22 protein-coding genes are annotated in these 22,709 nt (G+C 41.2%); all 22 read left to right on the top strand.

Annotation, left to right across the window (positions count from 1 at the left end; genetic code table 11):
• Nucleotides 1-115: 115 nt before the first annotated feature.
• From rfbB to AACR11_RS13530, 22 genes are read left to right on the top strand one after another with little or no spacing between them, the layout of a single operon-like run.
• Entirely contained in the window at nucleotides 116-1,180 is a 1,065-nt protein-coding gene (gene rfbB, locus AACR11_RS13635) for a dTDP-glucose 4,6-dehydratase (RefSeq protein WP_029788912.1), read from the top strand.
• Entirely contained in the window at nucleotides 1,180-2,040 is an 861-nt protein-coding gene (gene rfbA / locus AACR11_RS13630; protein WP_029788911.1) for a glucose-1-phosphate thymidylyltransferase RfbA, read from the top strand. Before rfbB ends, rfbA begins: the two co-directional genes overlap by 1 nt.
• Before the next feature lie 52 nt (nucleotides 2,041-2,092).
• Nucleotides 2,093-3,175 (top strand): LuxE/PaaK family acyltransferase, encoded by a 1,083-nt coding sequence (locus AACR11_RS13625; protein ID WP_029788910.1) that lies wholly within the window; start codon nucleotides 2,093-2,095, stop codon nucleotides 3,173-3,175.
• Nucleotides 3,147-4,364 carry an acyl-CoA reductase gene (locus AACR11_RS13620; RefSeq protein WP_050937166.1) on the top strand — a complete coding sequence of 406 codons (1,218 nt, stop codon included), beginning with the start codon at nucleotides 3,147-3,149 and terminating at the stop codon, nucleotides 4,362-4,364. The genes AACR11_RS13625 and AACR11_RS13620 overlap by 29 nt, the downstream gene beginning before the upstream one ends.
• Before the next feature lie 10 nt (nucleotides 4,365-4,374).
• Nucleotides 4,375-5,109 (top strand): hypothetical protein, encoded by a 735-nt coding sequence (locus tag AACR11_RS13615; RefSeq protein WP_079324356.1) that lies wholly within the window; start codon nucleotides 4,375-4,377, stop codon nucleotides 5,107-5,109.
• 44 nt (nucleotides 5,110-5,153) lie between these two features.
• Entirely contained in the window at nucleotides 5,154-5,390 is a 237-nt protein-coding gene (locus AACR11_RS13610; protein ID WP_029788907.1) for an acyl carrier protein, read from the top strand.
• Between the two features lie 2 nt (nucleotides 5,391-5,392).
• A complete protein-coding gene (locus AACR11_RS13605; protein ID WP_029788906.1) occupies nucleotides 5,393-5,866 on the top strand; it encodes a 3-hydroxyacyl-ACP dehydratase FabZ family protein in 474 nt (157 codons plus the stop codon).
• A 9-nt stretch (nucleotides 5,867-5,875) separates the two neighbouring features.
• Entirely contained in the window at nucleotides 5,876-7,654 is a 1,779-nt protein-coding gene (locus tag AACR11_RS13600; RefSeq protein ID WP_029788905.1) for a thiamine pyrophosphate-binding protein, read from the top strand.
• Between the two features lie 15 nt (nucleotides 7,655-7,669).
• Nucleotides 7,670-8,701, top strand: a complete 1,032-nt coding sequence (locus AACR11_RS13595) for an N-acetylneuraminate synthase family protein (RefSeq protein WP_029788904.1) — start codon at nucleotides 7,670-7,672, stop codon at nucleotides 8,699-8,701.
• Between the two features lie 39 nt (nucleotides 8,702-8,740).
• Nucleotides 8,741-10,126: an AMP-binding protein gene (locus AACR11_RS13590; RefSeq protein ID WP_189338763.1), complete on the top strand. Its 1,386-nt coding sequence runs from the start codon at nucleotides 8,741-8,743 to the stop codon at nucleotides 10,124-10,126.
• A gap of 21 nt (nucleotides 10,127-10,147) precedes the next feature.
• The gene (gene rffA / locus AACR11_RS13585) at nucleotides 10,148-11,290 is read left to right on the top strand and encodes a dTDP-4-amino-4,6-dideoxygalactose transaminase (RefSeq protein ID WP_029788902.1); all 1,143 of its coding nucleotides are present in this window, start codon (nucleotides 10,148-10,150) and stop codon (nucleotides 11,288-11,290) included.
• A gap of 2 nt (nucleotides 11,291-11,292) precedes the next feature.
• Entirely contained in the window at nucleotides 11,293-12,411 is a 1,119-nt protein-coding gene (locus AACR11_RS13580) for a hypothetical protein (RefSeq protein ID WP_029788901.1), read from the top strand.
• A 28-nt stretch (nucleotides 12,412-12,439) separates the two neighbouring features.
• Nucleotides 12,440-13,630, top strand: a complete 1,191-nt coding sequence (locus AACR11_RS13575; RefSeq protein WP_029788900.1) for a UDP-N-acetylglucosamine 4,6-dehydratase — start codon at nucleotides 12,440-12,442, stop codon at nucleotides 13,628-13,630.
• Between the two features lie 12 nt (nucleotides 13,631-13,642).
• Nucleotides 13,643-14,794, top strand: a complete 1,152-nt coding sequence (locus tag AACR11_RS13570) for a LegC family aminotransferase (RefSeq protein WP_029788898.1) — start codon at nucleotides 13,643-13,645, stop codon at nucleotides 14,792-14,794.
• A gap of 17 nt (nucleotides 14,795-14,811) precedes the next feature.
• Entirely contained in the window at nucleotides 14,812-15,987 is a 1,176-nt protein-coding gene (gene neuC, locus AACR11_RS13565) for a UDP-N-acetylglucosamine 2-epimerase (protein ID WP_029788895.1), read from the top strand.
• A gap of 39 nt (nucleotides 15,988-16,026) precedes the next feature.
• Nucleotides 16,027-17,100 (top strand): N-acetylneuraminate synthase, encoded by a 1,074-nt coding sequence (gene neuB / locus AACR11_RS13560; RefSeq protein ID WP_029788893.1) that lies wholly within the window; start codon nucleotides 16,027-16,029, stop codon nucleotides 17,098-17,100.
• 10 nt (nucleotides 17,101-17,110) lie between these two features.
• Complete coding sequence (locus tag AACR11_RS13555; protein WP_029788891.1) at nucleotides 17,111-17,746, top strand: acetyltransferase; 636 nt, start codon at nucleotides 17,111-17,113, stop codon at nucleotides 17,744-17,746.
• A gap of 22 nt (nucleotides 17,747-17,768) precedes the next feature.
• Complete coding sequence (locus AACR11_RS13550) at nucleotides 17,769-18,824, top strand: nucleotidyltransferase family protein (protein ID WP_029788890.1); 1,056 nt, start codon at nucleotides 17,769-17,771, stop codon at nucleotides 18,822-18,824.
• A gap of 2 nt (nucleotides 18,825-18,826) precedes the next feature.
• The gene (locus AACR11_RS13545; RefSeq protein ID WP_005449332.1) at nucleotides 18,827-19,546 is read left to right on the top strand and encodes an acylneuraminate cytidylyltransferase family protein; all 720 of its coding nucleotides are present in this window, start codon (nucleotides 18,827-18,829) and stop codon (nucleotides 19,544-19,546) included.
• The gene (locus AACR11_RS13540; RefSeq protein WP_029788889.1) at nucleotides 19,543-20,562 is read left to right on the top strand and encodes a Gfo/Idh/MocA family protein; all 1,020 of its coding nucleotides are present in this window, start codon (nucleotides 19,543-19,545) and stop codon (nucleotides 20,560-20,562) included. Before AACR11_RS13545 ends, AACR11_RS13540 begins: the two co-directional genes overlap by 4 nt.
• Nucleotides 20,559-21,878, top strand: coding sequence for a glutamate-1-semialdehyde 2,1-aminomutase (locus tag AACR11_RS13535; protein WP_045490691.1), 1,320 nt, complete (start codon nucleotides 20,559-20,561; stop codon nucleotides 21,876-21,878). Before AACR11_RS13540 ends, AACR11_RS13535 begins: the two co-directional genes overlap by 4 nt.
• Complete coding sequence (locus AACR11_RS13530) at nucleotides 21,878-22,693, top strand: carbon-nitrogen family hydrolase (RefSeq protein WP_029788887.1); 816 nt, start codon at nucleotides 21,878-21,880, stop codon at nucleotides 22,691-22,693. The genes AACR11_RS13535 and AACR11_RS13530 overlap by 1 nt, the downstream gene beginning before the upstream one ends.
• The last annotated feature ends 16 nt before the right edge of the window (nucleotides 22,694-22,709 follow it).

The following is a 22,709-nucleotide window of genomic DNA, read 5'->3' as shown; positions in this document are numbered from 1 at the left end:
TTGGCTATCTTATTAAGGTAAGCCAAGTGGCGTAGTTTAAGCGCACATTTAACTACAATTAAACAAGATTTCTCGTGCTTTACGTGAGCATAATATTAAGCAGGTAACGTTCATAATGAAAATACTAGTAACTGGTGGTGCTGGTTTTATTGGCTCTGCAGTCATAAGACACATCATTCGTGATACCCAAGATACCGTCATTAACCTAGATAAATTGACTTACGCTGGCAATTTAGAGTCCTTAGCGGAAGTATCGGATAGTGAACGTTACCATTTTGAGCAAGTTGATATCTGTCAACGTGACGAGCTTGATCGCGTATTTGCAAAGCATCAACCTGATCTCGTGATGCACCTTGCGGCTGAATCGCACGTAGACCGTTCCATTGATGGACCTGCGGCATTTATTGAAACCAATGTCATGGGGACGTATCACCTTCTTGAATCGGCTCGTCAATATTGGTCGACACTGGATGAGACACGCAAAGCCGCTTTCCGTTTCCATCATATTTCTACTGACGAAGTGTATGGTGACCTAGAAGGTACGGATGATTTGTTTACTGAAACTACATCCTATGCGCCGAGTAGCCCGTACTCTGCTTCTAAAGCGTCCAGCGATCATCTTGTTCGAGCGTGGCAACGCACTTACGGTTTTCCTACGTTGGTGACCAACTGCTCGAACAACTATGGACCTTACCATTTCCCAGAGAAACTGATCCCACTGATGATTTTGAATGCCTTGGATGGCAAGCCGTTACCTGTGTACGGTGATGGTATGCAAATCCGTGATTGGCTGTTCGTCGAAGATCATGCTCGCGCACTCTACAAAGTCGTGACAGAAGGTGAAATTGGCGAGACATACAACATCGGTGGTCACAATGAAAAAGCGAACATTGAAGTAGTGAAAACCATTTGCTCGTTACTTGAAGAGTTTCGACCAAACAAACCTGCAGATGTTGAATCTTATGAATCGTTGATTACGTATGTGAAAGATCGACCAGGTCATGATGTACGCTATGCAATTGATGCAACAAAAATTGCTCGAGAGCTGAACTGGACGCCTGAAGAAACATTCGAAAGTGGCATTCGAAAAACCGTTGAATGGTATCTAAACAACCAGCAATGGTGGCAACGAGTGCTTGATGGCTCATACAGTCTTGAACGATTAGGAGCGGGTGAATAATGAAAGGTATTATTCTTGCTGGTGGTTCTGGTACGCGTTTATACCCAATCACACGAGGCGTTTCTAAGCAGTTACTGCCTGTATACGATAAGCCAATGATCTACTACCCACTATCAGTACTTATGCTTGCTGGTATTCGTGAGATTTTGGTGATTACCACTCCTGAAGACCAAGATGGTTTTCAGCGCTTGCTTGGTGATGGTTCTGACTTTGGTATCGAACTGCAATACGCAATCCAACCCACGCCAGATGGTCTAGCTCAAGCATTCATTATTGGTGAAGAGTTTATCGGTGATGACTCTGTGTGTTTGGTTCTAGGCGACAATATCTTTTATGGACAGGGCTTCACGCCGATCTTACAGCAAGCTGCGATGAAAAATCATGGAGCGACAGTATTTGGTTATCAAGTCAAAGACCCTGAGCGCTTTGGTGTAGTAGAATTTGATGCTGATATGCATGCAATCTCGATTGAAGAAAAACCAGCAGTACCGAAATCAAACTACGCCGTTACAGGCTTGTATTTTTATGATAACCAAGTTGTAGACTTAGCGAAGAAGGTGAAACCATCCATGAGAGGGGAGTTAGAAATTTCGACTCTCAACCAGATGTACCTTGAGCAAGGCAACCTGAATGTTCAATTACTAGGTCGTGGTTTCGCTTGGTTAGATACAGGGACGCACGAGAGCCTTCATGAAGCATCTTCATTCGTTCAGACCATTGAGAATGTTCAAGGTCTAAAAGTTGCGTGTTTGGAAGAGATTGCGTGGCGTAATGGATGGCTGAGTGATGAAGAGCTAGTTCAGTTAGCTGGACCCATGCTCAAAAATGATTATGGTCAATATTTACAGGGTCTTTTATAGATGCTTGCATTGATGCTCTTAAGGCTCAATGAAAATAAGTCAGGCAAATTTTATGAACTTTGAACAACTGCTTACATTGTCAACTTTTTATACTCCCAATGACGAGCGTAAATCTATTCAGTTAGAATACTTGTCGTCATTGACTGAGAAACATGAATTTAATTGTGTGGAATACTCGAAGATACTCCGTGCTTTTGGGCAAAAAGCATCAGATATTCGAACCATTGAAGATATTCCATTTTTGCCAGTAAGACTTTTTAAAGAGTACGATCTAAAAAGTATTGGAAATGATGACATTTTTAAAACAATGACATCATCAGGAACTACAGGGCAAAAAGTATCCAAAATATATCTAGATAAGCAGACTGCATCACGTCAGACCAAAATATTGACCGAGTCCGTGAATTCGTACATCGGTAATAAGCGATTACCAATGTTAATTATAGATTCACCGGAGGTTCTAAAAAATAGACATAGTTTTTCTGCTCGAGGAGCGGGTATTTTAGGGTTCTCGATGTTTGGCCGAGAACGAGTTTATGCTCTGAATGAAGATATGAGTATCAATGTAGAGGTAGTGAGCACATTTCTCGAAAAATACACTGATAAGCCAATATTTATTTTTGGCTTTACCTACATCATTTGGTTGCATTTTATTAAGCAACTATCAAGTATTCAGGAAAATATAGATCTTTCCAATGGGATACTTTTCCACGGTGGGGGATGGAAAAAGTTGGTTGATGAAGCGGTCAGTGAAGAAGACTTCAAAGGTACGCTAGCTCAATCGCTAGGACTAAAGCATGTTTACAATTATTACGGTATGGTTGAGCAGACGGGGTCCATTTTTGTTGAGTGTGAACAGGGTCATATGCACGCATCACTATTTAATGATGTTCTAGTGCGAAGTCCCAAAGATTTATCAGTTCTTCCGCCCAGACAACGTGGAATATTACAGGTAATCTCTTTGTTGCCTGAGTCATATCCCGGTCACTCACTTCTAACAGAAGATGAGGGGGAGATTATTGGCTTGGATGGATGTTCGTGTGGTCGTCCAGGTACTCATTTTAAAATTTATGGACGTGTAAAAAATGCAGAGTTAAGGGGGTGCAGTGATACTTACTCAAACAATCAAAAATAAACTTGAGTTTCAAACGGGTGACTTTGATTTAGAAAGTATCCATCGTTTGGCTCCTTTGCAAGCTTTTGAACCGATGACATTGTCTTTTTTTGATGAAGTTTCAAAGCGAATACTATCCAGTTCGGATGCGAGAGCGTTCCCTGATTTGGCTTCTTTCGCTTTTGGTTGCCGAATTAGAAACTTAGAAAAAATAAAAAAAGAGTCAAATACAGGATCTGGATTTTTCAGTGGTAGGGGTATCTCCCTGCATTTCACTCCATCGAATGTACCACTTAATTTTGCGTATAGTTTGTTTTCCGCATTGCTGGCTGGCAACATTTGTTTAATTCGGATGTCATCAAAAGACTTTCCTCAGGCTAACGTTCTTAATCGAACGTTTTGTGAGTTGCTTGCCGAAGAGAGATTCGAAAGGTTAAGAGCACGGATAGCCATATTTAAGTATGCTCATGACGAGGAAGTTACTCGCTATCTAACAGATCTATGCGATATTCGTGTCATTTGGGGAAGTGATGAAACCATTCATGAGTTGAGAAGGTTTCCGCTTCCAGCGAAAGCGTATGACATAGTATTTTCTGACAGGCATTCTATTTGTGTGATTGGTGCAGATAACTACTTAAAAAACAGCAACGCCAATGCTGTCGCGTTACGTTTTTACAACGACACTCTATTTTTTGATCAGAATGCATGTACGTCGCCTAGATTACTCTATTGGGTAGGTGAAAAAACTACTGTGCGACAGGCTCAAGAACGTTTTTGGGGAGCTTTTGAGCAAATTAGTCAAGAAAAGGGCTATTCAAATCAAAATAACATGATAGTGGACAAAGTGGTTGCTGCGTGTTCTGCTGCGATAGAGTTGGAAGAATGTGTCGTAAAGCATCATGAACATATTGCATGTCGAATTAGTGTAGAGCAACTGCCTATCGACATAGAGCGGCATTCTGCCTCTGGTGGTTTTTTCATCGAATACAGTGCGGAAGTTTTGGATGCTTTGCCAAGTCTATGCCGACGTAAACTGCAGACAATTACCTATGAAGGTTTGGATACAACGGATTTGTTAGCAGTATTAAACCAAGGTGCAGTGTTAGGAGTTGACCGCATTGTACCGATTGGTAAAGGCGCTGATTTTACTTTGATTTGGGATGGTTATGACTTGATTCGCCAAATGGCAAAATCAATGTCCGTCATTTAGGGGGTAAACGATGAAAGTTATCGATGCCGTATGGGAACAACGGAATATTGGTTTAGCAACAGTTGAACTGATATTTGATACAAGCGATACAATTGACAACTACCGACAATGGGTACGTAAATGTGTAAACGATAGTGTGGATTACAATGTCGCGAAAGTACCAGTTGGTGATGCTTTGCTGACAAACCACTTGTTAAACGATGGCTTTGAGTTTCTAGAGCTTATTACTGAGGTTTCTGTAACTCAGTTGCCTATCTTGAGTCGTATTCAAGAACGAATGCTCTCAAAGCTTAGCTATGCAGAGATGCAAGCATCGGATATAGAGTATCTTTTTGAACAAATCCGTTTGGGTTTGTTTAAAACCGATAGGGTGGCTTTGGACCCGAAATTGGGACTGCAGAAGTCGATCTCGCGATATATTGGTTGGTTGACGGATGAGTTGTCTCGAGGAGCTCGATTCTATCGAATCAATTTCAATCAAGAATTTGCAGGTTTTTTTATCTTAGGGGCTGCGAAAGGTAATAAAATTACCTCGATTTTGGCAGGGATTTTTGAATCACATCAACGCTATGCACTTGGTTTTTTTATGAATTATTTTGCTTACGTTGAAGCGTTTGAGTTAGGAGCTAAAGCGGTTTATACCAATTTTTCATCGAATAATCGCGGAGCGTCGTCGATTCACTATAGCATTGCATGCAACTTGCATAATCAATACTATGTGCTGTCAAAAATGAAGGGCGAATAACCCAAAAAACATTCAATTTACTAAACAATATTGGTAGGAAAATAATGTCTAATTTTGAAAAATACTCACAAGCATTCATCGACACTTTTGGTATCACAAAAGAGCAATTGTCAGGCTTGAAATATCAAGATGTTACAGAATGGGATAGCGTTGGTCATATGAATTTAATGACAGTACTTGAAGATGAGTTTGATATCGAGATGGATATTGATGATATCACTGACTTTTCAAGCTTCGAAGAAGGTCAACGCATTCTAACCAAATATAACGTTGAGTTCTAAATATGGAACAACCACCACTGACCTTCGATACGATGGGTATCTTAGCATCTCAGCAAAATAGATACCCTTTGTTGTTTGTCGACAAAATTATTGAAGCGGTTCCTGGCGTGTCTGCAGTAGGCGTGAAAAATTTCACTTACAATGAGTGGTTTTTCCCTGCGCATTATGAGGATGATCCGAATGTTCCTGGCTTTATTCAGATCGAGTGTTTAGTGCAAACATTCATTATGACATTCTTGAGTAAAGATGAGTACAAAGGAAGCAAGACAAACTTCCTAGATTTGGATGCAGTTAAATTTCGTAAAAAAATTGTTCCAGGAGATACATTAACAATTGACGCGAAGTTGGATTCATTCCGTCGCGGAATCGCCAAAGGAACGGCTGTTGGTACTGTAGATGGTGAGCTTGCTGTGTCTGCTCATTTTACGGTATCAGTTCCTTCCGTTTTCGAGAAATTCATTCCTCAAAAGAAGTGATAGTATACGATGCGTGTAGCTGACTACATTTTTGATAAATTGGCATCTGTTGGTGTCAAAACACCATTTGTAATTACGGGGCGTGGTGCTCTATTTTTAAATGACGCGATTGCAAAGCGTAAAGACTTTGAACCGTGCTTTGTCCATCATGAGCAAAGTGCGTCATTTGCTGCGATTGCGGTTAGTGAAGTGACGGATACATTAGGCTGTGCTGTTGTGTCAACAGGATGTGCTTCAACAAACTGTATTACGGGGGTGTTGTCTGCATGGCAAGATGGTGTACCTGCAATATTTATCTCTGGTCAGAACACGTTGAGTGAAACAACTCGTCATACACAGAGCCCGATCCGTACGTTTGGTCAGCAAGAAGCAGATATTATTGAATTAGTCACCCCTATCACTAAATATGCGGTGATGATCTCAGATCCTTCTCAAATTCGCTTTGAACTTGAAAAAGCGCTGTATCTATCGCAAGAGGGGCGCAAAGGTCCTGTGTGGATTGATGTACCTTTAGATGTACAGAATATGCGCGTTGATATTGATGTAATACCCAGCTTCAATCCCGGCAGCCATGACCAGCTAGTGTCGGAAGATGATATCGCGATGCTGACTACTGATCTTCGTGCCGCAAAAAGACCCGTAGTTATGATCGGTAGTGGTATTAAGTTGTCGAAGACAGAGACAGCTTTGGTTCAATTGATTGAGAAGTACAATCTACCTCTTGTCTATACCGCTTCTGCTGCAGATGTATATGGTGCCAAACACGCATTATCGATAGGCTCAATTGGCTCTATGGGGTGCTCTCGAGCAGGAGCCTTTGCTGTGCAAAATGCGGATTTTGTGTTGGTTTTGGGTTCTCGTTTAACCTCAATCACAACAGGAAACGACCACTGCAAGTTTGCTCGCCATGCCAAAGTTACTGTGGTTGATATTGATCGTGATGAGCACTCCAAGCAAGGTGTTCACATTGACCACTTTATCCATGCGGACTTATTTCCGTTCATGGAGAGGTTGTTAACAGAAAATCTAGAGCAGACTTCATCGAGTTGGTTGGAAGCATGTTTTGATTGGAAACGCAGTTTAAAAAGCACACACAAGCAAACGTCTGAAGAGGATGTTGTCGATCTTTATGATCTTGCAGACGCGCTGTCAGAGACAATGCCTAAAAATGGCGTTTTTGTTTGTGACTCGGGTTTTGCAAGTGTGATTCTGCCGACGAACATTGAGTTTTCTGATGGCCAGCGTTGTGTTCACCCTGTCTCGCAGGGGGCTATGGGCTTTGCTCTTCCTGCAGCTCTCGGCATAGCTAAGTGTTCGGGACGACCAACAATTGTCGTGATCGGAGATGGCTCGATCATGATGAATCTACAAGAGTTGCAATCGATCTCTGACTATAACGCGAATGTGAAAGTATTCGTTATTAACAACAATGCTTACGCTATCATTCGCCGTCGCCAAAAAGAGCTGTTCCGCAACCGTACAATTGGTACAGATGACAGCAATGGCGTTCATTGCCCGGATTTTGCCAAGGTTGCTGAATGCTTTAAGTTGAAATATCAATTGATTGAAAATAGCGAGAACCTAAGTCAACGTATTTCCGATGTGATGCAACTTGAAGGTCCAGTGTTGTGTGAAATTATGGGGTTGGAAAATCAGCAATACGTCGAAGTAGCTTATGCGAAAACTGCCTCGAGAAAGTTTGTTCGACGTCCATTAGAAGATCAATGGCCGTTTTTGGAACGCGAGTTGTTTTTGAGCAAGATGATTATTGAGCCAATTGATCAGTAAAATGAAGAGAGTCTAATGTCTATTATCAAGTTAAATGATGGCCGTGTATTAGGCGCGGAGAATACGCCATACTTTGTTGCAGAGCTTAATACGAGCCATTTTGGTGATGTGGGTATTGCCAAAGAGATGATCGATGCAGCTAAAGCCTGTGGTTGCGATGGTGTGAAGTTTCAATCATGGACAACTGACACTCTCTATTCCCAAACGTATTATCAGCAAAACCCTATCGCGAAGCGTTTTGTAAAAAAGTACAGTCTGTCAGAAGCTGAGCTGAAGCAGTTGGCGCTTTATTGCCATGATATTGGCATTGGCTTTTCATCCACGCCGTATTCTTTGAGAGAAGCCGAATTTCTGGTAAATGAGTGTCAGCCATCATTCCTCAAAATTGCATCAATGGAGCTGAACAATCGCCAGTTTTTACGTCAGTTGGGTCCGTTAAATAGCTCTATCGTTCTTTCAACAGGGATGGGTGAGATGGCGGAGATAGAGAATGCTGTAAACGAGCTGCAAAATGCTGGAGCAGAAAACTTGTGTGTTCTCCATTGTGTATCTATTTATCCTGCAGCTTCAGAGATCATCAACTTAAACAACATGGTCACGTTACAAAATAAGCTGAAAAATGTCGTTATCGGTTACTCAGACCATACGATGGGATCTGAAGTGGCAGCCGCTTCAATTGCACTTGGTGCCTGTTTGGTTGAGAAACACTTTACGCTGGATAATAAGCGAATTGGTATGGACAATCAGATGGCAACTATGCCAGATGAAATGGGGCTAATGATTGAGCAATGTAAATCTGTTCACCGGGCAATGGGTAGCAAAGAACGAATTTTGACCGCAGAAGAGTATGCCCAGCGTGCGAATATGCGTCGTTCAGTGGTCTCAGCTAAGCAGCTTTTTAAAGGGGATATACTGACAGAAGCCGATATCGTTTTGAAACGACCAGGTACGGGCATTCCAGCAGACCAATTTGAGACTGTATTCGGACGTGAACTGCTTGAAGACATTGCTGAGGACCAAGTCATTCTTCCTCGCTATCTAAAATAAGTTGGTGCTGAAATGTTCTTATATCCAGAGAGTGCCACAATGGTTTTTACCGAAGATGGGCATTCATATACATACGCGGAATTACTAAATTTTGCTACTCATTTACACGAGTATATGCGTGGGCAAGCTCTTGTTTTGTGTCAAATTGACAGTTCTTTAGGTGGGCTAGTCTGTTATCTCGCCTTTGCACATAGTTGTCAATACGTGGCTATGCTTCAAGGGGTAGAAACTCATGAAGCATATATTCATTGCTTGATCAAAAAATATGAACCTGATTACGTTTGGGTGCCAGAAAGTCTTCGTGAGATTTATGGAGATGCTCAGTTAGTATTGAACTCATATGGTTACAGCTTGCTGAAACTCAGTGTTGGCGAAACTGCCAACTTGAGTGACCAACTATGTCTTCTTGCATCCACATCGGGTTCGACGGGAAGTCCAAAGTTTGTTCGACAGTCTCGTCAAAATATTTTGGCGAACACGGTCTCGATTGTTGAGTACCTTGATCTAAAAGCAGATGATGTAGCGATCACTTCGCTACCTCTTAATTACACCTATGGCATGTCAATTGTGAATTGTCAGATCGCGGTTGGGGGAGATATCGTACTGACGAATAAGGCGGTGGTACAGAAAGAGTTTTGGACGCTGCTAAGAGAGCGGAAAGTATCAGTGCTAGCAGGTGTCCCGTATACCTATGAAATGATGGATAGGTTACGAGTCTTTCGCAAAGACCTGCCTGATGTAAAGAAAATACTTCAGGCTGGTGGAAAGATGACTGAGGCGTTGCAAGACAAAATCGGTACTTATTGCCAAGAATATCAAAAGCAGTTGTTTATTATGTACGGTCAAACAGAAGCGACAACAAGAATGTCGTATCTTCCACCAGAACGCTGTTTGCAAAAACGAGGCAGTATTGGTGTGGCGATTCCTAATGGGCGATTTAAATTAGTTGATACTAATGGCAACGAAATTAACTCGACAGAAGTAACTGGCGAGTTGGTTTTTGAAGGTGAAAATGTTTGTATGGGCTATGCGGATCAGAAAGAACATTTGACGCTTGGTGATGAATGGAGTGGTGTTCTCTACACCGGAGATTTAGCGGCTAAAGATGAAGATGGTTACTATTTTATCAAAGGTCGTATTAAGCGCTTTATCAAACATTTTGGTTTGCGTGTCAACCTCGATGAAGTTGAAAGTGTATTGAAGAAAAAATATCTTGCCGAGCGCATTGCTGTCACTGATGACAATGAAAAAATTATTGTTTTCACTGAAGTGGCAATTGATGAGGAAGAGTTGAAAAAATATTTAACGGAAATGACAGAAGTTAAACGTGCTGGCATCAAAGTCGTAAATAGTACCTCAATCCCTTCTTTACCAAATGGTAAAACTGACTATCAAGCATTAAAAACAGCCTACATTACTCAGTAGGTGGTGATTTAGGAATTTCTCGTGATCCCGTTCAATAAAGCAGCCGTGACAGGTAAAGAAATCGAATACATTCAGCAAGCAATTGTAAGTAATAAAATTAGTGGTGATGGTGCGTTTTCGCATCGATGTCAGCAGTGGTTTGAAGGTAATTTAGGAACGCTCAAATCTTTGTTAACGCCATCTTGTACACATGCACTTGAGTTGGCTGCATTGCTCATTGATATTCAACCTGGTGATGAAGTAATCATGCCAAGCTATACCTTTGTCAGTACGGCAAATGCCTTTGTACTGCGTGGAGCAAAGGTAATTTTTGTTGATGTTCGCCCTGATACGATGAACATTGATGAGACAAAAATAGAAGCTGCAATCACAAACAAAACAAAAGCCATTGTACCTGTTCATTACGCTGGTGTTGCTTGTGAAATGGATACAATAATGAGCATTGCTAACAAACATGATTTGTTTGTTATTGAAGATGCAGCTCAAGGAGTCATGTCGACTTATAAAGGTAGGGCTCTTGGTTCTATCGGTCATTTAGCTGCATATAGTTTTCATGAGACTAAAAACTATACTTCTGGTGGCGAAGGTGGCCTGCTGCTAATCAATGACAAAGCGTTTGTAGAGCGAGCAGAAATAATTCGAGAAAAAGGGACCAATCGTAGCTTGTTCTTCAGAGGTATGGTTGACAAATATACTTGGGTTGATGTTGGCAGCAGCCTCCTTCCGAGTGAAATTCAAGCTGCTTATCTATGGGCGCAACTAGAGCATGCTGAAGTCATTACTCAAAAAAGAATGCAGCTCTGGAATCAGTACTACGATGAGTTAAGTGAATATACCGAAACCCGTGGTATTGTATTACCTACAATACCATCGAATTGCCAACATAATGCTCATATGTTTTATCTTAAACTAAAAGATTTAGAGCAACGAACGCAATTTATTAATTTGCTCAATAAACACTCGGTTATGTCGGTGTTTCATTATATACCGCTACACAACTCACCTGCGGGAAAAGAGTTTGGTGAGTTTGTAGGGGCTGACGATTACACAACAAGAGAAAGTGAAAGGTTGGTTCGTTTGCCTCTCTTCTTCAATATGGAAAGCAGTGAACAATCAGATGCTATTGCAGCAATTAAAACTGTATTGGATAAAATGAATAAGTAATTATGAAACCTTATGATAATAAACATGTGTTTTTAGTATCTAATACAGATGTATTTTCACCACTATACTTAGATGCACTATTATATAAGGTAAATATACCTCCTGAATCAATATGTGTTGTCTACTTTAAAAGCAATACAAGTGTTGTTGATGAGCCTAATAAAATAGATGGTATTAAATATATAAGCTTTTTCGATGCTGATAAGTCAATATTTATTAGTGCAAAAACAATAACATACTTTTCTTTAAGTACTCTTAATTCTTTGTATGTGCGTAAAGTATTGGAACTTGATTCTAGTATTAAAGATAAATGTTATATGTTTATTACTGATGATGAAGTGGATCGTTGGCTAAAATGTATCGTTCAGCATGGATACATCAAGCCTGATGATAAACTTATGATTAGTGATAATGACGTGTGGGTTTTAGGTCAACAACAACTTTTTATTACTGTAGAGTCGACTTTTCGTAACAAACTAAACCAAGTGTTAGGACGAGAAAACTATCAAATTGTCGATTCTAGTGTTGTTTTTGATACATTGCCGACGAAGTCAGCACAAGGACTTGCTCTGTCTATTTTCGATGATGAAAAAAATAAGAGAAATATGGTTTTGTTAGGAACAAAACCTAATGCATTTGAATACCAAGATATCAAAAAAATGTTACATGCTTTTGTCACGCGGGGCGTCAACAAAGACTTCAAGTTTGTTGTAATGTGGCCTGCAAAACAATGGCGAAAACGCATTCTGCTAGATTTGTATTTGTTCTACCTACACAAAGTAAAAAAACAACCTATTGATATTTCGATCTTGACCTCTTTGCCCCCTCTTGCTTACACCTCGATGGTAATGTCGTGCACACACCTAGTACTGCAACCTAGAGGTGGGGCCAGCACTGCCCGTCAACTGATGAAGTGGGGGCAGGGTAAGGTATGCGTGGCTAAAGGAAGTTACAATGAATTGTTCTTCAAAGATGCTCAGTCAATTGATTTAGTTAGTTTTGCTAGTTTTTCCGAACTCGCTGAAAACTTAAATGAACAGATTGATATAAAAGGAAATGCTTTTAAAATCAATGCGGAAGAGCAACGTTCACTGAGTGTATTAGCTAAACTTTATAGCTAATGTAATTAAAGATTTTTCAAGGCTAAATATGAGCAACATTTTACCTCTCATCGGTCGCACTGACGCCCTGTTTACACAAGATATCGCTCAGCATGAAGTTGAGCTATCTCGTATTGTTTCTGAATCTAGCTTTCTTGTGCTTGGCGGCGCAGGATCAATTGGTCAAGCAGTGACTAAAGAGATCTTCAAACGCAATCCTAAGAAATTGTATGTTGTGGATATTAGTGAAAACAACATGGTGGAACTTGTTCGAGATATCCGCAGTTCATTCGGTTACATCGATGGCGACTTCCAAACATTTGCTCTCGATATCGGCTCTCTAGAATACGATGCATTCATAAAGGCTGATGGTAAGTTTGATTACATACTGAACTTATCTGCGCTTAAGCATGTTAGAAGTGAAAAAGATCCTTACACATTGATGCGTATGATCGATGTGAATGTGTTTAATACGGACAAAACCATTCAGCAGTCTATTGATGCTGGCGCGAAGAAGTACTTTTGTGTGTCAACAGATAAAGCTGCAAACCCAGTCAATATGATGGGGGCATCCAAGCGTATTATGGAAATGTTCCTAATGCGCAAAAGTGAGCAAATAGCAATCTCAACGGCGCGATTTGCGAATGTTGCATTCTCTGATGGCTCGTTGCTACATGGGTTTAACCAGCGTATTCAAAAACGTCAGCCTATCGTTGCTCCCAATGACATCAAACGTTACTTTGTTACTCCGCAAGAGTCGGGTGAGTTATGTTTGATGTCTTGTATCTTTGGAGAGAATCGTGACATTTTTTTCCCGAAATTGAGTGAAGCTCTGCACCTTATCTCGTTTGCAGATATTGCCGTGAAATACCTAGAGCAGCTTGGTTACGAACCTCATTTATGTGAAACAGAAGAAGAAGCTCGCCAGCTTGCGCATACGCTCCCAGAGCAAGGTAAGTGGCCATGTTTGTTTACTGCAAGTGATACAACGGGTGAAAAAGACTTCGAAGAGTTTTTTACAGATAAAGAAGAGCTGGATATGTCTCGATTCGAAAATCTGGGCATCATCAAAAATGAACCTCTTTATGAGCAAGATCTGCTTACTTTGTTTGAAAACAGCATCTCTGAGATGAAAGGTGAGCGAGCTTGGACTAAAGAGCAGATTGTGAAACTGTTCTTTACTATGATCCCTGATTTTGGGCACAAAGAAACTGGTAAATACCTCGATAGCAAGATGTAAGTGGAGTATTCAATGAAAGCGACAACTATTGTTGAATTTGTGAGAGATACTTACAAAACAGACGAATTTATTCCCTTACATGCACCAACGTTTGATGGCAACGAAAAAGCGTACGTAATGGAAACGATTGAAAGTACATTTGTTTCTAGCGTCGGTAAGTTTGTTGATGATTTTGAGAGAAAAATTGAAGCTTACACTGGTACGGCTAAAGCTGTAGCGACAGTGAATGGAACAGCAGCATTGCATGCGGCATTGTACATGGCTGATGTTCAAAGAGGCGATCTGGTCATCACGCAAGCACTGACGTTCGTTGCTACCTGTAATGCTCTTTATCATATGGGAGCTGAGCCGGTTTTTGTTGATGTTTCCCCGGTGAGTTTAGGGTTGTGCCCTAAGGCTGTGGATGCATTTTTAGAAGAGAATGCTGAAGTCACAGACGTGGGATGTATCCATAAAAAAACAGGTAGAAGAATCAAAGCCGTTGTACCAATGCACACGTTTGGTCACCCTGTAGAGCTTGATGAGCTGGTTGCCGTTTGCTTGAAATGGAACATCACGTTGGTTGAAGATGCCGCAGAAAGTCTAGGCTCGTTCTATAAGGGCAAACATACCGGTACTATTGGTGATTTTGGTGCTGTCAGCTTCAATGGTAATAAGATCATCACCACAGGTGGTGGTGGCATGGTGTTATGTAAGACTCAAGAATTAGGTGCACGTACTAAGCATGTCACGACGACAGCAAAAGTTCCTCATCCTTATGAGTTTTTCCATGATGAACCTGGCTTTAACTACCGTATGCCTAACCTGAATGCTGCACTGGGATGTGCACAGATGGAAGTTATCCAGCAGTATTTGAAGCAAAAGAGATTGCTTGCAGAAGGCTATAAAAACTTCTTCAAAGGTACAGATTTTAACTTTGTCACTGAGCCAGAGTATGCGAAGTCAAACTACTGGTTAAATGCAATTGTCTGTCCGGATAAAGAAAGTCGCGAAGAGGTGCTAGCTTGCACAAATGGCTCTGGTGTGATGACTCGACCTATTTGGCAGCTCATGCACAGATTACCTATGTTTGAGAATGCAATACGTGGTGACTTAACTTACTCAGAGTTTATTGAGGCGCACCTAATCAATCTTCCAAGTACCCCAGTGGAAATCAAAAGCTAAGTAGGTTCAATACATACATGACGCAGACAGATAAAAAGGTTGCAGTCTTTACTGGTACAAGAGCAGAGTATGGTCTGCTCTTTTGGCTTTTAAAGGACATACAAAGCGATCCAGATCTAACACTTCAAGTGCTTGTTTCTGGCATGCACCTATCACCGGAGTTTGGTGAAACCTATAAACAAATTGAAAAAGATGGCTTCAGCATCGATGAGAAAATAGAGATTTTGCTATCTTCTGATTCCGCGGTAGGTACTGCGAAAAGTATGGGGTTAGGAGTTTTAGGTTTTGCTGATGCATTGTCGCGATTAGCACCAGATGTTCTTGTTATTCTTGGGGACCGCTTTGAAGCGCTTGCTGCAGCGCAAACTGCCATGATACTTCGTATTCCAATTGTTCATCTTCATGGTGGAGAGATAACGGAAGGTGCTTACGATGATGCGATTCGTCATGCTATTACAAAGTTGAGTTACCTGCATGGTACGTCGACAGAAGAGTATCGTCAGCGAGTTATCCAGTTAGGAGAATCTCCTGAGCGCGTTAAAAATATTGGGGCTATTGGGCTTGATCATCTAAAAAGGGCTTCTTTTATGGATACGCAGGAATTAAGTGAATCTCTTAATTTCTCAATTGATAAGCCTTACTTTCTTGTCACATATCATCCAGTGACCTTAGGTGAAGAAGCTCCTGAAGAAAGTTTTCAAGCGCTACTCGATGCTTTAGATACGTTTCCCGACCATCAAGTAATTTTGACGTATCCCAATGCGGATGATGGTGGGCGACGAATTATCCCAATGCTTGAAGAATATGCTAGAAGTAACCCTGAGCGTGTATTAGCAATACCATCGTTAGGGCAGGTACGTTATCTAAGTGCAGTCAAACATGCTGCTGCCGTTATCGGCAACTCATCTAGTGGTATTATAGAAGTGCCAGCCTTTGATGTTCCTACAGTGAATATAGGTTCTAGACAAAAAGGGCGTTTGGCTGCAAAAAGTGTTCTAAACGCAGCTGCTACAAAAGAATCTATCAGTAACGCGGTTAGCCTTGCTGTGAGCAGAAAGTATAAAGCTGAAAATGAGAATATTGCTAACCCCTACGGGCAGGGGGATAGTAGCAAGCAAGTCATAGAGATGATTAAAGGCTTGCAGTTTGAACGTAGCAAAGCGTTCTATGACCTTACATTCGATAATGTATAATTTCCTTGTAAACCAAGAATGAAAACAGAAAGAGACTCTATGACCTTAATAATTGCTGAAGCCGGTGTTAACCATAACGGGAATGAGAAGCTCGCCTTTGAGTTAGTGGAAGCTGCTCATAAAGCTGGCGCTGACATTGTTAAATTCCAAACATTTAAAGCTAAAAATCTGGTCACAGAATCAGCCAAACAAGCTGACTACCAAATGGTGAATACTCAAAAGCAAGAATCTCAATTGGCTATGTTAAGCCGATTGGAGTTGTCTTATGAGGTGCACCACCAACTAGTTGACCACTGCAGTAAGCTTGGTATTGAGTTTCTTTCGACTGCTTTTGACTCTGAAAGCTTGGATTTTTTGGTAAACGATCTCGGGCTTAAGCGATTAAAGATACCTTCTGGCGAAATCACAAATGCTCCTCTTGTTCTAGAACATGCTCGCACAGGTTGCGATTTGATTGTATCAACTGGCATGGCAACTCTATCAGAAGTTGAAAGTGTACTTGGAGTAATTGCGTTTGGTTATACAGCAAAAGCAGATGACCTGCCGAACGAGCAAGCGTTTCAACAAGCTTATGCTTCGGATGCTGGACAGGCTGCGTTGAAGAGTAAAGTTACCATATTGCATTGTACAACAGAGTACCCCGCTCCTATGGATGAAATAAACTTAAGAGCAATGGACACCTTACATCAAGCGTTTGAATTGCCTGCTGGTTATTCTGACCATAGTGAAGGTATTACCATTCCGATTGCTGCAGTTGCTCGTGGTGCAATGTTAATCGAAAAACACTTTACTCTTGATAAAAATATGGAAGGACCGGATCACAAAGCGTCTTTAGAGCCGCACGAGCTTGCCTCAATGGTACAAGGTATTCGACAAGTAGAGAAAGCGCTAGGGAATAGGGTGAAAACTCCCACAGTATCAGAGATAAAAAACAAATCCGTAGCCCGTAAAAGCTTAGTGGCAGCTAAGGTCATTGTTTCTGGTGAGACCTTTAGTGTTGAAAACTTGGCGATTAAGCGCCCAGGAACAGGTATGTCACCTTACAAGATGTGGGATTTAATCGGGCAAACAGCGACTAAAGATTACGATGCTGGAGAACTAATAGTTGAGTAATGAAGTGTTAATGCCGCTGGTTATGATTGGCGGTGGTGGTCATGCAAGTGTGCTCGTTGATTTGCTCCGCCATCAAAACAGAACCATTCTCGCAGTGATTAGTCCAGATGATACCTCTACTAGACCTGCTTTTGACGGTATTCCGCGACTATCAAATGATGAAGATATCAGTCAATTTTCGCCGGATGATGTTCGCTTAGTCAATGGTATCGGAATGATGCCCAAATCGCCGTTAAGAAAAAAAGTAAATCAACGCTTTCTGGATCTTGGTTACCAATTTGAAACAGTGATCTCGGAGCAAGCGTTGGTTTCAAAACACGCGCATCTCCAGGATGGTGCTCAGGTATTAAAGGGCGCAATCGTGCAATGCGGTGCTGTTATCGGCGAACATTCAATAATTAACACTGGGGCTTTGATTGAGCATGATACCGTAATTGGAGAGCACAATCATATTGCCCCTAGAGCTGTTCTATGCGGCGGTATTGTTACTCAAAGTGATGTTTACGTTGGTGCTAATGCCACTGTCATCCAAAATCTTAAGCTGGCGCAAAACGTCGTTGTTGGTGCTGGTGCTATAGTCACGTGTCATTTGGATGCTCATCAAGTTTGCTATCCAAGCAGAGCGACCATCATAAACTCGAAATAATATAGAAATACAAAGGTTACTCATGAGTAATTGTTGGAAAAATGTACTAGTCAAGCCAGCGTGTACTTTATTAGATGCGTTGGAGATTATTAACGATGAAGCCTTACGAGTTGTATTGGTTGTTGATGAAAGTGATGTACTACTTGGTGTAGTGACTGATGGTGATATTCGGCGTGGATTACTACGTAATTTGCCTCTAACCGCAGACATAGCGCAAGTTATGAATACGACACCGTACACTGCTGCAATAGAAACTCCACGTGATGAGCTCATTGCTATCATGGAAAGCAATGATATTTTGTCTATTCCACTATTAGACAATGGCAAGGTCGTTGGGTTAGAGACCTTACATCATGCTTTAAGTACTCCTGTGTATGAGAACCCTGTATTTATCATGGCTGGTGGTTTCGGAACTCGCTTGCGTCCTTTGACGGATCACTGCCCAAAACCAATGTTGAAGATTGGTGATAAACCTATCTTAGAAACAGTTATTCGAAACTTTATCAAAGCAGGCTTTATTAACTTCTATATCTCAACCCATTACATGCCAGAACTTATTCAACAGCATTTTGGTGATGGTTCAAGTTTAGGTGTAAAGATCACTTATGTACATGAGCAATCTCCGCTTGGTACTGGAGGTGCTTTAGGACTTTTACCTAAAGACCTTCCTAAAGATTTGCCTTTAATTATGATGAATGGTGATGTTTTAACGAAGGTAGATTTTCAACGGTTACTGGAATTTCACACTGAGCATGATGCGGACGCAACTATGTGCGTGCGAGAATATGACTACCAGATCCCTTATGGCGTGATTAATGGAGAAGGGAACCGGATTACAAGTATGGTCGAGAAACCGATCCAACGCTTTTTTGTTAATGCGGGAATTTACGTGGTTTCACCAGTTGTCATCCAATCCGTTCCTGAAAACCATCATATTGATATGCCGACATTGCTCGAGCAGCATATGAATAAACGCAACAACGTTTTAATGTTTCCAATTCATGAATACTGGCTGGATATTGGTCGTATGGATGACTTTAATCGAGCTCAAACTGATATTTATACTCTAGGGTTGTAAAAATGATTAATCAGAAGTCTGTGCTGGCTATTATTCCGGCGAGAGGTGGCAGTAAAGGGCTACCTAAAAAAAACATCAAGCTTATGAATGGTAAACCACTGATACAGTGGACCATTGAAACTGCTTTACAAACAACTGAAATCGATTCTGTCTTAGTGACGACAGATTGTCCTGAAATACAGTCTGTTGCTCTAGCTGTTGGTGCCGAATGCCCATTTTTACGTCCAGATGCGCTTGCCAGTGATACGGCAACCAGTTTTGATGCCGTCAAACATAGTCTTGACTATTATGCTCAGGAGTTGGGGCGAGAATTTGACATCATCGTTTTATTAGAGCCGACCTCGCCACTGCGCGAAAATACAGACATATCCAATATGCTGAGTAAGTTAGAGCAACATTATCAGACCCATGATGGCATTGTGAGTCTTGGGGAAGTGTCTGAACATCCGTCTATTGTCAAAGTTATTGATCATGATGGAAGCGTTGTTCCTCTCGATGAACAGGCTGACTCTGCCATTAGACGACAAGACTGCGCAAAAGTATATTTTCCTTTTGGCGTCGCTTATGTTGTCAAAAGAGATGTATTACTAAAAGAGAAGAGCTTCTACCCGCAAAGAACTCTTCCTTATGAGATAAAACGCTACCAATGTTATGAAATCGACGATATTTATGACTTTTTAGCTATCGAAAATATTATGAAATTTGAGTGGAACTTAAAATGAAAACGAGAGCACTTGTAATTGGTTTAGGCTCAATGGGTAAGCGTCGAGTAAGAAACTTATTGGCGTTGGGAAACATTGATGTTTTTGGTTTTGATGTGCGAGCGGATCGTAATGAGGAAGCGAGCTCGAAGTATCAAATCACGACATTTGATGACGTACAGAAAGCATTTGAAGATGTGAAGCCAGAAGTTGTCGTTATTTCAACACCACCGCAATTGCATATGACATATGCAAACATGTGTTTCGACGCACGAGTTCCATGTTTTATCGAAGCCTCAGTAACTGATACTGAAGAAATTCGTGAACTTGGTAAGAAGGCTCTAGAAGCTTCACTTGTTATTGCTCCATCTTGCACTATGCGTTACTTCCCTGGTCCTAAAAAGGTTAAGGAGTTGCTTGAACAAAACGTTATTGGCTTGCCACTGTCAGTGAGTTACCAAACAGGTCAGTATTTGCCGGATTGGCACCCTTGGGAAGACATTCAAGACTTCTACGTGTCCAAACGTGAAAGCGGTGGTGCTCGTGAAATTGTTCCATTTGAGCTGACTTGGTTGAATGATTTATTTAGTCATGATGTAAAAGCCTTAGCGAGTGTTGTCGCTAAGCAAACTGATATGAATGCGGACATTGATGATATATACCATTGCCTGCTTCAATATGATTCAGGTGTATTGTTAAACTTAACGGTAGAGGTTATTTCTCGTCCACTAGCAACTCGTGAGATGCTGATTCTAGGTTCAAGAGGCAAGATTAAATTTAGTGCTGATAGTAATTCAGTCTCTTACTGCAACTTAGAAACAGACGGTTGGGTAGAAAGTACATGGGAAGAAGGCACTGTTGAGAGCCAATACATTAACCCAGAAGAACCATACATTAATGAGATGAAAGACTTTGTAACAGCAGCTTTGGCTGGTGACCAAAGTCTTTTCCCTAACAACCTTCAAGATGATGTGAAAGTGCTTGAGGTGCTTGAGGCACTAGAAGAGGTTGATCAATTGAAAGGTAACAAAGCATGAGTAATTACAAAGAGCGTTTACTAAAAGCCATTCCGGGTGGAGCGCATACTTATTCTCGTGGTTATGACCAATATCCAGAAAGTGCACCACAAATTTTGTCTCGTGGTAAAGGGGCGTATTGCTACGATGATAAAGGCACGAAATATCTAGATTACGGAATGTCTTTGCGTGCTGTGAACCTTGGTTATGCAAATGATGAAGTAGATATGGCTGCGTTTGAGCAAATGCGTAACGGTAACAACCTTACTCGTGCTTCTTTAATTGAATTACAAGCAGCTGAGCTTTTGATTGATCTTATCGACTCAGTCGATATGGTTAAATTTACCAAAAATGGTTCCACTGCAGTTTCTGCTGCAGTGAAGCTAGCACGTGCATACACTAACCGTAATTTGGTTGCGCGTTGTGCGGAACACCCGTTCTTCTCTTACGATGACTGGTTTATTGGCTCTACACCTATCACGAAAGGTATTCCAGAAGATACGATCAAACAAACAAAAATGTTTTCGTACAATGACATTAACTCCTTGAAAGCGCTTATTGAACAACACCCAGATCAATTTGCTTGTGTGGTTCTTGAGCCAAGTACGATGGACCATCCTGCGCCATCTGTTGAAGTTGAGGGCGAAACCTATCTTCACGATGTTCAACGTTTGTGTAAAAAACACGGTATTGTTTTTATTCTGGATGAAATGATCACTGGCTTCCGTTGGCATATTAAAGGTGCTCAACACTATTACAATATTCAGCCAGATTTGTGTACGTTTGGTAAAGCGATGGCAAATGGTTTCTCTGTTGCTGCTGTTGCTGGTAAACGTGAAATTATGCAACTTGGCTCGATTGAGTTTGCTGGTTCTGAGCGTTTATTCCTACTATCGACAACACACGGTGCAGAAATGTGTGGGTTGGGAGCGTTTGTAAAAACGGTCGAGTACATTCAAAAGAACGATACCATTGAACATCTTTGGGATTATGGTCAAAAGTTAATTGACCTTATGAACCGCAAAGCAAAAGAAGCAGGTGTTGAATCATATTTCCAAGCCGGCGGTGTTCCTTGTTCTCCTTGGTATATGACTTACGGTCCTGATGGTCAGGCGGACTTAGCCTTCCGAACTCTATTCTCGCAAGAAATGCTAAAAAATGGCGTTTTAATTCCATGGATTGCACTTAGCCATAGCCATGGTGAAAAAGAGTTAGAAATGACAGAGAAAGCGTTAGAAGCTGCATTGAACGTATACAAGAAAGCTATTGATGCTGGTAGTACTGAAGGTTACCTAAAAGGTGATGTCATCAAGCCAGTATTTAGGAGCATTAACTAATGAAAGTGGCATTGGTTTCGCTTGATCAAGTGTGGCGAGATAAGCTTGCAAATCAAATACAGTGTCGAAGCGTGGTTGAAGAAATCAAAGCTGCAAGTTCTGATATCGACCTTATTGTTTTCCCAGAACTTACATTGACAGGTTTTTGTGTAGATGATTCAGCGCTGGCCGAAGGTGATGGTGAACAGTCAGATACTGTACGTTTCTTTTCGGATCTAAGTCAGCATTACCAATGCCACATTATGTTTGGTCAGCTTGCTCGCTTGTCATCAGGACAAGTGGTAAATCGCCAGAACATAACAGACCAAAGTGGTCGACTTATTTCAACTTATGACAAAGTTCATACGTTTTCTTATGCGGGAGAAACTAATTATATTGCACAAGGTGAACAACCTTGTGTAAGTATGATTGATGGTATCCCTGTTGGTGGTTCTATTTGTTATGACCTTCGTTTTGCTGAGCTTTTTCATCATTATCGGGAAAGGGCTGCCATGGTCATCAATACGGCGAATTGGCCGTCGACAAGAACTGCCCAATGGCTATGTCTATTGCAAGCTAGAGCAATTGAGAATCAGTATTTTGTTGTTGGTGTAAACCGAATTGGGACAGATGGAAAGGGATTAGATTACGATAGTTCTAGTGTGATTTTTAATCCGCTTGGTGAAAGACTAGACCCACTGCAACAAGGGGTATTTTGGGATTTATATAGCATCAATTTGGAAGATGTTATGGCAATTCGAACGCAGTTCCCCTTTGTCAAAGATCGTCGTAACTCGCTTTATATGCAGTGGTCGAAAGACAAAAATTCGCAGTAATAGTTAGTAGATTAAG

This window comes from Vibrio sp. L85, from assembly GCF_963871815.1.
Classification (GTDB): Bacteria; Pseudomonadota; Gammaproteobacteria; order Enterobacterales; family Vibrionaceae; genus Vibrio; species Vibrio harveyi.
This window is presented reverse-complemented; position numbering and strand designations above follow the sequence as displayed.